The organism is Enterobacter sp. KBR-315C3_2022 (assembly GCF_041399425.1).
GTDB lineage: Bacteria > Pseudomonadota > Gammaproteobacteria > Enterobacterales > Enterobacteriaceae > Enterobacter.
Map to the genome: position 1 here is coordinate 100,868 of NZ_JBGKEB010000014.1, position 11,409 is coordinate 112,276.

The window sequence follows — 11,409 nt, forward strand, 5'->3', positions numbered from 1 at the left end:
CCTCAGCTCAGGGCCAGCTCGCGGCAGGCGCGCACCGCGCTCAGTGCCGCCAGGGTGGAGGTTTTCGGGTTGCTGGCCAGCGGCAGCCCGCTCAGCTCAAGGTGGAACTCGCCAAACATCCCTTCAACGTGCAGCGTGTGGGTGTTGCGTGTCGTGGCCGGGTCGACCATCAGCTGCACGCGCGTGTCGTCCATCCCCACACCGCCGAGCGCCACGGTTGCCGCCACGTTGGCGTTGGCCGGAAACAGACGCGCCGCCTCGCGGGCGCTGCCCTCAAAGAAAACCTTCGCCTCTGATACCGAGCTGAGATCGATGAGCTGCTCGGCGTAGCTGCCGCGCCAGCTGGCCGGGCTTTTGCGCGACCGGTAGGTCACGCGCTCAAGTCCGCCCTCTTTCGCCGCCGCCAGCCCGTCAATGCCGGCAACTGCACCCGAGAGCAGCGTCAGCCTGCCGCCCGCCGCGAGCAGCCGCTGCTCCAGCGCGCTGTCCGCCAGCGCGCCGGTGGAGATCACCGCAAGATGCCAGCCGCGTCTTAAAATCGCTTCGCCATACTGCGCCACCGCCTGCTGGCTGGCGCACTCCAGCACCAGGTCCGGCGTATGCGCGCACTCCATCGGAGAGGCCAGCGCGACCACCGCATCGCCAAACTGCGCATGAATGGCGGCGTGGTGAGCTTCACGCGCCACGATCCAGCCGATAGCGACGCCCTTAGGCAGGCGTTCAATCACCGCCTGCGCCATGGCACCGAATCCAATCAACATAACCTTTTTCATGATGCGTCCTTACAGATGGCGGCAGAAGCCGCCGGAAACGTCCAGCGCGGCACCGGTGGTAAACGAGGCCAGCGGCGAGGCGAGGAACAGCAGTGCCTGGGCGGGCTCCTGCGGCTTGCCGAGGCGCGCCATCGGAATGCCGCGCTTGCGCGCGATTTCCGCCGTCCACTCCGGCCAGCTCTGGCTTTTGTCCGTCCGGTTCTCAAAGCGGCGCTGCCACTGCCCGGACTCCACCATGCCGAGCAAAATGGAGTTCACGCGGATGCCTTTGCCCACCAGCTCTTTCGAGAGCGTGAGCGTCATGTTCAGCAGCGCGGCGCGGGCGGCAGAGGTGGCGATCATGTGCTCCTCCGGCTGCAGCGCCAGCAGGGAGTTCACGCAGGTGATAGAGGCGATGTCGGACTGCTCTAGCAGAGGCTGAAACGCCTGCACCGGGTTGATCACCCCGAACAGCTTCAGCTCGGCCTCGTGCAGCCACGCCTCACGCGGGGTGTCGTGGAAGTGCGCCACGTAGCCCTGCCCGGCGTTGTTAATCAGCATATCCGCCCCGCCGAAGCGGGATTTCACCGCCTGCGCGAAGGCGTGTATTTCCTCTGCGTTCAGCACGTCGCAGCGGCAGGAGAAAATCTCCCCGTCGGGATAGTCGTTTTGCAGCGCCGCGTGGGCGCTGGCGAGCCGGTCCGGGTTGCGGCCGCAGAAGGCGACCTTTGCCCCTTCGGCCAGCAGCAGGCGCAGCGTTTCGAAGCCAATGCCCGAAGACCCGCCGGTGACAACCGCCACGCGGCCCTCAATGTGTGCATTCATCGCGCACCTCTTCTTTAATGCGTAAAAGCCGTTGGTTAAAAAACGCGTCGTTATCGAGATAGCTGGCGTGCCCGGCCTGCGGAATGGCGGTAAACGGCATGCCGTAGCGCAGCGCCAGCCCCTGCACCAGTTCCGGCTGGGTGATGGCGTCCTGCTCGCCGCACCAGACCTCAAACGCGCCGGAATACCGCTTCAGCCAGCCGTGAATATCGTCGTGCGCCAGCATCCATGCTGCGGCAAGGTAGCCCTCCGCCCGCAGGCTGCGCATCCCCGCCGCGACGGTGGCAATGTCCTCCTCGCGCGCGCCGGGGCGCAGCAGCTTCGCCGCGCGGGTCTGGGCGAGGATTTCACCGCCCAGCGCCATCTGCTGCTCGCGGTTGCGCCAGACCTGCTCGCGCTGCTCCGGCGCGGCCTGGCCGTAGCCCTGCGCGGCGTCCGCCAGCACCAGGTGCAGCACGCGCGTCGGGAACTTCGTCGCAAAAGCCGAGGCCACCAGCGCCCCGAGCGAATGCCCCACCAGCACCGCCTGCCAGACGCCCGCGCGGTCGAGCATCGCCGCCAGCGCGTCGGCGTAATCACCCGCGCTGGCGCGCTCTACCGCCAGCATCGGGCTTTCGCCGTAACCGGGCATGTCCCACGCCAGCACGCGAAAGCCGCTCAGCGCCATCTGCTTATGCCAGGAGGCCGCGCCGGAGCTGATGCCGTGGAGCAGCATCAGCGGGATGCCGCTTCCCTGTTCACGAAAGCCCGTCATTGCGCCCCCTTAGTTCCGCTTCACTTTTGACAGCGGATGATCGGCCGGATAGGTCGGGATTTCCGGCTTGTTGGTTCCGAGCATGACGCACATCAGCGCCTCTTCTTCGCCGTGGTTAAACAGCCCGCGGTAGATGCCCGCCGGAACGGAGATCAGGTCGCGCTCGCGCAGCACGGTTTCGGTGTAGCTGTCGCCGTCCTGAATCATCAGCGTGATCTGGCCCTTCAGCATGAAGAACACCTCTTCCACGTCGTCGTGCAGGTGCAGCGGCCCTTCGCACTTCGACGGCAGCACCATGGTAGAGAAGGTGAAGTGGTCCGCCTGCACGGTGTTGGTGTCGTTCGCCACGCCCGTCGCGCCGGTGCCGATGTAGCGCATCTGCGCGCGGCGGTATTTCGGGTCGAAGTCGGCCTGGAACTTCAGCGCGTTCCAGTCGTACTTGCGGCCTTCAAAGCGCGCAATCCGCGACTCGATCCACTCTTCCATGGTCAGGTTTTCAGGTTTGATGCCGGTTTTACGGGTTACGGTTGAATCACTCATGACGCTCTCCTCAGTAACGTTTCAGCAGCGGCAGTAACAGGACGCAGCCTACTGCCGCCATTACCGCCAGAAAAATCAGCCCGGAATCCATGCTGTGGGTGAAGGCGATTAGTGCACCCATCACCGCAGGCGACAGCGCCCCCGCAAAGTTTCCCAGCCCGTTGAAAATGCCCCCCGCCGTGGCGCTCACCCGCGGATGGGTGGCCTTCGCCAGCAGGGCGAAAATGTTCGGCGCGCCGGTGCCCCACATAAAGGTGCTGAAGCTCATCGCCGCGATGATGGCGAGCGGGGTGTCGAGATGCATCACCGCCGCCAGCCCGACCGCCGCGCCCGCCATGGAGATAAAGCAGGCCGCCGCGCGCTTATCGACGCGGTCAGAGAGCCAGGCGCCAATCACTTCCCCCGCCAGCATGGCGATAAACGGCATCGACGACAGCCAACCCGCGTGCTCCAGATGAATGCCTTTGCCTTTGATCAGGTAGCCCGGCAGCCAGCCGTTTATGCCCCACAGGTAGGTAAGAAAGGCGACGTTGAATACGCAGATGATCCAGAAATGCGCGCTGACAAACAGCTCGCGTCGCGCGGCGCGGCGCTCGTCCTGAGACGCCTGGGCCGTCGCTGGCTTCGCCTCCAGGCGAATACCGCGCAGGCCGATGCGCACGAAGATCAGCACCGGCACGGTGAGCATCGCCATGACGAAGAAGGTGCTCTGCCAGCCGAAGGTATTGAGCAGCCACAGCGAGAGCGGGAAGCCGATCGCTGCGCCCACCGGCGTGCCGAGCAGCCAGAGCATGGTGGCGCGCGCCTGCAGGTGCTGCGGGAAGTTGTGGCGCACGATGGCGAAGGCCAGCGGAAACAGCGGCCCTTCCGCCACGCCGAGCAGAATGCGCAGAACGATCATCAGCGTGTAGTTATGGGTAAAGCCCATCGCCACCATCAGCACGCACCACACCGCCATCATGCCGGTGAGCAGGCGCAGCGGCGGGATTTTGTCTCCCAGGCCGCTTAAAAAGACCGACGAAAAGCCGTAGCTCAGCAGGAACGCGCTCATCAGAATGCCGAGGCGCGTGGTGTCAAAATCGATGCCCATCGCCTGCTGAAAATGGCCGTCGGAGAACAGCGCCGCGATGCTGATTTTGTCGAAAAACGCCAGCAGCACGCAGGCCAGCAGCGACAGCGGGATCGCCCAGCGAACCGCCTTTTCGGGCGTGCGGATGCCCTCGCCGCTCGCCTGTTCAGGCGCGGCGTTGGTGTCTAATGTGGTCATGTCTCCCCCTACGGGTGGGCGTTTGCTATCGCAGTGACATCAGTGAAAAGGCCGGGTCGGCGAGCGGCACGTCGGACAGATCCCGCCCGGCCGCCATCCAGCGCTTCGCCAGCTTGACGGTGCGCGCGTCGTTAAACGCCACCAGCTGCGTCAGGCGTCCGCTCTCGTCCAGCGAGAAAAAGAGCGCGCCGTCGCGGACGAGGGTTGTGCTGCCCGCCTGCGGAATGCCGAGGATCTGAATGTTGTGCTGATATTGATCCGACCACAGCCACGGCGCGTCGTCGTAGCCCGGCGCGTCGGGGTTGAGCATCGCTTTCGCCGTCGCCACCGCCTGGTTCTGCGCAAAAGCCCAGGACTGAATGCACAGGCCGTAGCGGTGGTGCTGCGCCACGTCGCCCGCGGCGAAGATCGCCGGATCGGACGTGCGGCCCTGCGCGTCCACCACGATCCCGCGATCGGTTTTCAGCCCGGCCTCGCGCGCCAGCTCCAGGTTGAGATCGACGCCGATCCCGACGACAACCGCATCGAACGTTTCCCGCCTGCCGTCGCAGTGAATGACCGGCAGACCGTGGCTATCCTCCAGCTCCAGCGCGCCGCAGCCGGTGCGGATATCGACGCCCTGCTCGCGGTGGATCGCCGCCAGCCGCTGTGAGACGTCGGCGCTCACCGAGCGCATGCAGAGCGCGGGCTGCTGCTCGAACAGCGTGACAGCCACGCCGCTTTTGCGCGCGGAGGCGGCAATCTCCAGCCCGATCCAGCCGCCGCCGACAATCGCCAGGGTTTTACTTTCCGCCAGACGCCCCTTCAGGCGCTGCGCGTCCTGCCAGTGGCGCAGGGTGTACACCTGCGGATGATCCATCCACGCCTCGCCCGGCAGGCGCGCCCGCCCGCCGGTCGCGAGTAAAAGTATGTTGTAACTAAGACGCTCGCCGCTGCTCATAAGCACCGTTTTGGCAACGCGATCGATCTGCTCCGCGCGCAGCGGGCGGTACCACGTCAGGTTCAGCGCCTGCTGCGCCTCCTCGGAAAACAGGCGCGGCAGGGCGGCATTCGCGTCCAGCAGAGAGGCTTTCGACAGCGGCGGGCGCTCGTAAAAATCCCACTCCTCTTCCGCTACCACGCAAATCTCGTCGTCAAAGCCCTCATCGCGCAGGGTTTTCGCCGCCCAGCCGCCCGCCTGGCCGCCGCCGATAATGACAATGCGCGAGGTCATACCGCCTCCGGCTTTTTCTGCTGGCGGCGGGTGTCGTGGTCAATGCCGCCCTCCACCGCCCATTCGGTAAAGGAGACCAGGGAGTGCTCCAGCTCGCGCGGCTGCCAGTTTTCGGTCAGGTAGTCGTCGTTGGTGTAATACTCAAACGCGCCGCCGGTCGGGCTGTTGACGTACCAGAAGTACGCCGACGACACCGGATGGCGGCCCGGCCCGATAAAGGTGCTCCAGTCGTTTTTGTTCATCGCGATGCCGCCGCCGATCACCTCGTGGATGTCGCGCACGGTAAAGGCGACGTGGTTCAGGCCGCGCCTGCGGTTCGGCAGCTGCAGCAGGAACAGGTTGTGGTGGCCGCCGCGCGGGCCGCAGCGCAGGAATACGGCGCGGTTGATGTAGCGGTCAGAGACCTGGAAGCCGAGCACCTCGCGGTAGAAGGTTTCCACCGCCGCCAGCTCTTCGACGAAGAACACCACGTGGCCGACGTTGATCGGCTGGGCACGGTCGTAAACCGGGCTCGGCGTGTCGACGCGGCGCATGTCGCCCCACTGGTTAATCGGCTCGACGTTCAGCTCGACGTCGGTCTGCTGGCTCACCTGCACCCGCAGCGTCATGCCGTTCGGATCGCGACACTCGAGCGCGTCGCCCACCTCGCGAAAGCCCGGCTGCTGCGCGAGCTTCGGGCGCAGCGCGTCCAGCTCCTGCGCTGTACCCACGCCCCAGGTCATGCGCCGCAGGGTGTTGCCCGCCTCAAACGCGGGCGGCAGGTTTGGGCTGTCGATGGGATTCAGCTCGACGCGCGCGCCGCTCAGGGTGGTAAAACGCTGCCCGCTGGCGTCGCCCGTCAGGCCAAAGTCCTGCATAAATTTAGCGCAGTGCGTCAGGTCATCGACGCCAAATTCCAGCTTTTCAATTCCGATTACGCTCATCGTTGTTGCCTCATGTTGCCCGAATTGGGCGTAAAACATGCCCGACGCAGCGAAGCGCCTGACGTTAACTCACTGATTTAACTGGCCTGTGACAGGTACCCTAAGAAGCCAGATATTTTATCCGCCGCGAGGCTGACCTCGCTCTGCAGGCGCTCGCGGTCGGCCTGCGGGATCTCCTCAGACGGCACCAGAATGCTGACCACCGCTGCCACGCGCCCGCTTCGGTCAAATACCGGATAGACGATGGAGGAGATGCCGTGGCGGAAGAAGGATTCGCCGATGACAAACCCGCGGGCTTTGTCCTGCTGCACCATCTGCCACAGGGCCTCGCGGTCGTGAAGCTGGCCCGGCGTGTTGCCCGGCAGCCGCTCGTGCGGGAACAGCTGTTCAAACTCCGCGCGGGAAATATCGGTCAGCAGCATGCGGCCAAGCGAGGTGCAGTGCACCGGCAGGCGGGTGCCGATGCTGACCTGATTGATGCGCGACCCGGCGGCGCTGACGCGGGCGATGTAGATGATGTCGCGCCCGTCGCGGATCGCCAGGTGGCTGCTGCACTGGCTGACGTCGCGAAGCTGCTCGATCACCGGCTGGCCGACCTGCGCCACGTCCAGCGAGGCGATGTACTCAAAGCCGAGCCGCAGCACGTTCATGCCGAGCGAGAAGGTATTGGTGCGCGCGTTGCGCTCGAGAAAACCCATGTACTCCAGGGTCTGCACCACGCGGTAGGCGGTGGCTTTCGGCATATCCACCAGCCGGTGCAGCTCGGCAAAGGTCAGATCGCGGTGCTGCTCGCCGAAGGCCAGCAGCAGCTGGAGGCCGCGCTCCAGCCCCGGCACGAGATACTTCACTTCACGATCGTTTTCCATATTCACCAGGCCTCAGTTAAAAACAAAACCGCCGTTGACCGGAATCAGCTGCCCGGTAATGAAGCGCGACAGATCGCTTAACAGCCACACCACGCTGCCGGTTACATCTTCCGGCTGCTGCGCGCCGGATAACGCACGGCCATTTTCATACAGCTGGTGCCGCTCGGCGGGCACGTATTCGGTGGCCTCGACGCGGGTCAGCCCCGGCGCGATGGCGTTGATGCGGATGCGCTTTTCGCCAAGCTCGCGCGCCATCGAGCGCGTCATGGCGATCACTGCGCCTTTGCTGGCGACATAGGCCATCAGGCGCGGCGCGCCCCACAGCGCGGTGTCCGACGCCACGTTGACGATCCCCGCCCCCTCGCGCAGCAGCGGCACGGCGGCGCGCGTCACCAGCCAGGTGCCCTTAACGTTGACGTTCATCACCCGATCCCAGAGATCCGGATCGTAATCGATCATGTTTTTACCGCCGACGTCGGTGGCCATCGCCGCGTTGTTGACCAGCCCGTCAATCTGCCCCTGCTCGCCGATGGCGCTGAACGCATGTTCTATGGAATGCGGATCGGCCAGATCGATAGCGTGGGATTCGATCGCATAACCGCGCTCGCGCAGCCCGTGCGCGCTCTCGGCCAGTTCGCCTTCGAGGATGTCGCACATCACCACCGCCGCGCCCTGCTCCGCGCAGGCTTTGGCAAAGTGGTAGCCCAGCCCGCGCGCGGCGCCGGTGACCACGATGCGTTTTTCGCTCAACAGGCCGTTCATCAGGCGGCACCCTGCTGTGCTTCACGCGCGGCAAGCTGCTCTTTCGCCGCCTTTTGCATCATGCGGCGCAGGCGGGAGAGGCCGACGTCGTGCTGGTACAGGTACTCGTGCTCGCGCGCGTTCGGCGCCAGGCATTCCAGCACCACGCGATCCTGCTCCAGCACTTCCCAGTGCAGTTTCTCCAGGCGGTTGCGGTACATGAAGCGCCACATGTCGCGCTGCCAGCCCTGCACCCGGCGGATGCGCCAGAAGAAGACGCGGCAGTTATCGTTATCTTCCGGCACCACCATGCCGACGATAAAGAAGTGGCCGCCCGGCCCGAAGCGCTTCTTGTAGGGAATAGACAGGCGCATCCAGCAGGTGCCGCTGTTGCCCAGCTCGACCCAGTCGAAGTTGACGCCGCTCTGGCCTTTTTTCTCGAAGATGAAGCCGGTTTGGGTCGGCTGCAGGACCATGTCCGCCTTGCGATCCCCTTCCGCCATCGAGTGAGAGGACGAGTGCAGGTAGGTGCCGTGCATCGGGTCCATGACGTTTTCCAGCGCGTACTGGTAGTTGCATTTCCACGCGGCGGTGCAGAGGAAGTTGCTGTAATTTTCCGTGTCGGCAAGCTCGTCCGGGAAGCTCAGCTCGTCCGGCTGCTGTTCCGCGGTGACGCCAAACCACAGGAAAATGGCGCCGTGCGCCTCCTGCACGTTATAGCTGCGCACGCACTGCTGGCCCACCAGCGGGCATTTGTCCACGGCGGGCACGTCTTTTACCTCGCCGTTGCCCGCCACTTCCACGCCGTGATACCAGCAGGCGATGCGGTCCCCGAGGTTCCAGCCCATCGACAGGCGCGCGCCGCGGTGCGGACAGCGGTCCTCCAGCGCCTGCACCTGGCCGTCCTTATTGCGCCAGACCACGATCTGCTCGCCGAGGCGGGTAATGCCCACCGGCGCGGACTGCACTTCCCAGCTCGCCAGTACCGGATACCACAGGCCGCGCAGGCCTTTATCAAGATAGTTTTGTACGGTCGTCGTCATCGCCTTGCCCTCAGTAGCCGTTAACCTGTAAGAATGCCTGGAAGCTGGCGTCGCTCCACGGCTCCCCCTGCTGGTCGTGCATGCGCACCGCGTTTAGCCCGTTCACCAGCTCCGGCAGCGTTTCAGCGCCCTGCTCAAAGAGTTCTTCCAGCGCGGCAATCAGATTTACTTCCCAGCTTTCCGGCTCGCGGCTGCGGGTTTGCCAGATCAGGTTCGTGTATTCGCCCGGCTTGTGGATCGCGCCGTTGCCGCCCTCGGCGGGAGGGGCAAACTGGCGGCTTTCCGGCAGCGCCGGGTTGAAGTTCAGGGTGTCGCTCATGCCACGGTCTCCTCGACGAAGGTAATCTGGATTTGATTTTCAAAGACCCGAACCGGGTAGCGGTTGAGGTTGCGGCCGCCGGGGCCGTGCAGGCACTGGCCGGTTTTGACGTCGAAAACAGCCTCGTGCAGCGGGCACTCCACTTTGCCATCCTCCACAAAGCCCTGGCTCAGCAGCGCATAGGCATGAGGGCATACGTCTTCCAGCGCGTAATATTCGCCGTCGATCAGGTAAACGCCGATCTCTTTACCCTCGACGCTGCCGCTAAAAGGGAAATCTTCCTGTACTTGTTCTGCGTCACATACGCCTATCCAGCTCATCGCGATCCTCCAGGCTTTTGTTTCATATATGAAACTCTGTTTCTTATTTAATACGGTCAATATAAAAGCGATGAATGTTTCGTCAAGCGCCGATGTGACGATTTTGTTAAATAAATGCTATTTAATGAGCTAACTGTGCAAACGATCACGAAAAAATGCAGCGATATGAAATTTTCATTATTCAGGCGTGAATGAATACGTTTTTATAATGTCACTGTGATGTGATAAAACGCAGTTGACTTCTTTTCTTTTTATTCATTAAAAACTATTAACGCGCGCGACTAGGGTGTTTCACAGGTGAAACTATATTTATTTTTATCTATATAAAACAATGAGTTTCACCTGTGAACCATTTTAGGTGGGTGACAATCACTCCTATGAAAATAAAATACTTCAACTCGATTCTGGAAAATACAACGAGGGCATTACGGCTGGGCGAGGTTGCGCTGCCGTGACGTATTATTATTTCCAGCACCGGCAGGGTAAATATCGCTTTAATGATTATTAGCCGGGGATTTGCCGAACATTTTCAGCCAAATGATATGAAAATGTTAAAAAACCGCTTTGTTTTGGATGGAGTTTTGATTCGGGTTGCGCCGCTAGCGGGAGGAATAGCGCTGCTGCGCATGCGTCGCGCAGCAGCATCTGACGCGTAGGCTTATTCGCCTTTTTTCGCCGCCTGGATGTACAGCATCTCCAGCGCCAGGGTCGCCGCCGCCAGCGCGGTGATCTCGGACTGGTCGTAAGCCGGAGCCACCTCAACAACGTCCATGCCGACGATGTTCAGATCTTTGAGGCCGCGCACCAGCTTGATCGCGCGGTCGGAGGTCAGGCCGCCGATCACCGGCGTACCGGTACCCGGCGCAAAGGCCGGGTCCAGGCAGTCAATGTCGAAGGTCAGATAAACCGGCATGTCGCCGACGATCTGCTTCACCTGCGCGATGATGTCGTCCACGCCGCGGTCGTTCACCTGGCAGGCGTCCAGCACGGTGAAGCCGTTGTCCTTATCGAACTCGGTGCGGATGCCGATCTGTACGGAGTGATGCGGATCGATCAGGCCTTCTTTTGGCGCCGTGAAGAACATGGTGCCGTGGTCAAACTCGCAGCCGTTTGCGTAGGTATCGGTATGGGCATCAAAATGCACCAGCGCCATTTTGCCAAAGTGCTTCGCGTGGGCGCGCAGCAGCGGCAGGGTGACGAAGTGGTCGCCGCCGAAGGAGAGCATGCGCTTCCCGGCCGCCAGCAGCTTCTCCGCGTGCGCCTGCAGCTTTTCACTCATTTCGCGCGCGTCGCCGAAGGCGTACACCAGGTCACCGCAGTCGACCACGTTCAGGCGCTCGCGCATGTCGAAGTTCCACGGGAAGCGGTTATGCTCCCACGCCAGGTTGGTTGACACCTGACGGATGGCCGCAGGCCCGTGGCGCCCGCCGGCACGACCCGAGGTTGCCATATCAAACGGCACGCCGGTGATGACCCAGTCAGCGTCGCTGTCGTACGGCTGGAAGTTCATCGGAAGGCGTAAAAAACCAAACGCGTTAGATACCAGAGAGTTGTCGTACTGATGACCTAAAGTGCTCATGTCCTGACCTCATGTAGAGTCGATACGGTATAAAAGATGAAAAAAAATCCCTTCCGCGTCGTTAAACCCGACGAGGAAGGGATTGATGTCCTTACTGCTTTGAGTCTAATGCTAGCGCCTGAGGCCTTAAGATTCAAGTTAACACTCATCGTGATAAATCAACTCTGAATTCCTACTGATTCACAGATAAGCATTCACACCAAGAATATCATTTACGGGAAATATTAATTTATAAAAAATCGAGGCTCCCGATGTACTATATATTGG

The 11,409-nt window shown here is 62.3% G+C and carries 13 protein-coding genes; all 13 read right to left on the reverse strand.

From position 1 onward, the window contains the following. Positions 1-2: 2 nt before the first annotated feature. The 13 genes from AB8804_RS15730 to speB all read right to left on the reverse strand — a co-directional run bounded on the left by AB8804_RS15730 (position 3) and on the right by speB (position 11,142). A complete protein-coding gene (locus AB8804_RS15730) occupies positions 3-773 on the reverse strand; it encodes an aspartate dehydrogenase (RefSeq protein ID WP_371187751.1) in 771 nt (256 codons plus the stop codon). 9 nt (positions 774-782) lie between these two features. After that, positions 783-1,577, reverse strand: a complete 795-nt coding sequence (locus AB8804_RS15735; RefSeq protein ID WP_371187753.1) for an SDR family oxidoreductase — start codon at positions 1,575-1,577, stop codon at positions 783-785. Further along, complete coding sequence (locus AB8804_RS15740; RefSeq protein WP_371187755.1) at positions 1,561-2,331, reverse strand: alpha/beta fold hydrolase; 771 nt, start codon at positions 2,329-2,331, stop codon at positions 1,561-1,563. Before AB8804_RS15740 ends, AB8804_RS15735 begins: the two co-directional genes overlap by 17 nt. A gap of 9 nt (positions 2,332-2,340) precedes the next feature. Continuing rightward, positions 2,341-2,871, reverse strand: coding sequence for a cupin domain-containing protein (locus AB8804_RS15745; RefSeq protein WP_371187757.1), 531 nt, complete (start codon positions 2,869-2,871; stop codon positions 2,341-2,343). Between the two features lie 10 nt (positions 2,872-2,881). Then, positions 2,882-4,138 carry an MFS transporter gene (locus tag AB8804_RS15750; protein WP_371187759.1) on the reverse strand — a complete coding sequence of 419 codons (1,257 nt, stop codon included), beginning with the start codon at positions 4,136-4,138 and terminating at the stop codon, positions 2,882-2,884. A 25-nt stretch (positions 4,139-4,163) separates the two neighbouring features. Next, a complete protein-coding gene (locus tag AB8804_RS15755; RefSeq protein ID WP_371187761.1) occupies positions 4,164-5,351 on the reverse strand; it encodes an NAD(P)/FAD-dependent oxidoreductase in 1,188 nt (395 codons plus the stop codon). Beyond that, complete coding sequence (locus AB8804_RS15760; protein ID WP_371187763.1) at positions 5,348-6,274, reverse strand: VOC family protein; 927 nt, start codon at positions 6,272-6,274, stop codon at positions 5,348-5,350. The genes AB8804_RS15755 and AB8804_RS15760 overlap by 4 nt, the downstream gene beginning before the upstream one ends. A 77-nt stretch (positions 6,275-6,351) precedes the next feature. Then, the gene (locus AB8804_RS15765; protein WP_371187765.1) at positions 6,352-7,140 is read right to left on the reverse strand and encodes an IclR family transcriptional regulator; all 789 of its coding nucleotides are present in this window, start codon (positions 7,138-7,140) and stop codon (positions 6,352-6,354) included. Positions 7,141-7,152: 12 nt separating this feature from the next. After that, complete coding sequence (locus AB8804_RS15770; RefSeq protein WP_371187767.1) at positions 7,153-7,902, reverse strand: SDR family oxidoreductase; 750 nt, start codon at positions 7,900-7,902, stop codon at positions 7,153-7,155. Continuing rightward, positions 7,902-8,924, reverse strand: a complete 1,023-nt coding sequence (locus AB8804_RS15775; protein WP_371187769.1) for a Rieske 2Fe-2S domain-containing protein — start codon at positions 8,922-8,924, stop codon at positions 7,902-7,904. Before AB8804_RS15775 ends, AB8804_RS15770 begins: the two co-directional genes overlap by 1 nt. 10 nt (positions 8,925-8,934) lie before the next feature. After that, a complete protein-coding gene (locus AB8804_RS15780; protein WP_371187771.1) occupies positions 8,935-9,243 on the reverse strand; it encodes a recombinase-like helix-turn-helix domain-containing protein in 309 nt (102 codons plus the stop codon). Continuing rightward, a complete protein-coding gene (locus AB8804_RS15785; RefSeq protein WP_061097121.1) occupies positions 9,240-9,563 on the reverse strand; it encodes a non-heme iron oxygenase ferredoxin subunit in 324 nt (107 codons plus the stop codon). Before AB8804_RS15785 ends, AB8804_RS15780 begins: the two co-directional genes overlap by 4 nt. Before the next feature lie 658 nt (positions 9,564-10,221). Beyond that, complete coding sequence (speB, locus tag AB8804_RS15790) at positions 10,222-11,142, reverse strand: agmatinase (RefSeq protein WP_371187774.1); 921 nt, start codon at positions 11,140-11,142, stop codon at positions 10,222-10,224. Positions 11,143-11,409 lie beyond the last annotated feature (267 nt).

Bases quoted from the DNA above. Each gene is read 5' to 3' on its own strand.
- AB8804_RS15730 (WP_371187751.1), bottom strand. From the start codon at position 773: ATGAAAAAGGTTATGTTGATTGGATTCGGTGCCATGGCGCAGGCGGTG.
- AB8804_RS15735 (WP_371187753.1), bottom strand. From the start codon at position 1,577: ATGAATGCACACATTGAGGGCCGCGTGGCGGTTGTCACCGGCGGGTCT.
- AB8804_RS15740 (WP_371187755.1), bottom strand. From the start codon at position 2,331: ATGACGGGCTTTCGTGAACAGGGAAGCGGCATCCCGCTGATGCTGCTC.
- AB8804_RS15745 (WP_371187757.1), bottom strand. From the start codon at position 2,871: ATGAGTGATTCAACCGTAACCCGTAAAACCGGCATCAAACCTGAAAAC.
- AB8804_RS15750 (WP_371187759.1), bottom strand. From the start codon at position 4,138: ATGACCACATTAGACACCAACGCCGCGCCTGAACAGGCGAGCGGCGAG.
- AB8804_RS15755 (WP_371187761.1), bottom strand. From the start codon at position 5,351: ATGACCTCGCGCATTGTCATTATCGGCGGCGGCCAGGCGGGCGGCTGG.
- AB8804_RS15760 (WP_371187763.1), bottom strand. From the start codon at position 6,274: ATGAGCGTAATCGGAATTGAAAAGCTGGAATTTGGCGTCGATGACCTG.
- AB8804_RS15765 (WP_371187765.1), bottom strand. From the start codon at position 7,140: ATGGAAAACGATCGTGAAGTGAAGTATCTCGTGCCGGGGCTGGAGCGC.
- AB8804_RS15770 (WP_371187767.1), bottom strand. From the start codon at position 7,902: ATGAACGGCCTGTTGAGCGAAAAACGCATCGTGGTCACCGGCGCCGCG.
- AB8804_RS15775 (WP_371187769.1), bottom strand. From the start codon at position 8,924: ATGACGACGACCGTACAAAACTATCTTGATAAAGGCCTGCGCGGCCTG.
- AB8804_RS15780 (WP_371187771.1), bottom strand. From the start codon at position 9,243: ATGAGCGACACCCTGAACTTCAACCCGGCGCTGCCGGAAAGCCGCCAG.
- AB8804_RS15785 (WP_061097121.1), bottom strand. From the start codon at position 9,563: ATGAGCTGGATAGGCGTATGTGACGCAGAACAAGTACAGGAAGATTTC.
- speB (WP_371187774.1), bottom strand. From the start codon at position 11,142: ATGAGCACTTTAGGTCATCAGTACGACAACTCTCTGGTATCTAACGCG.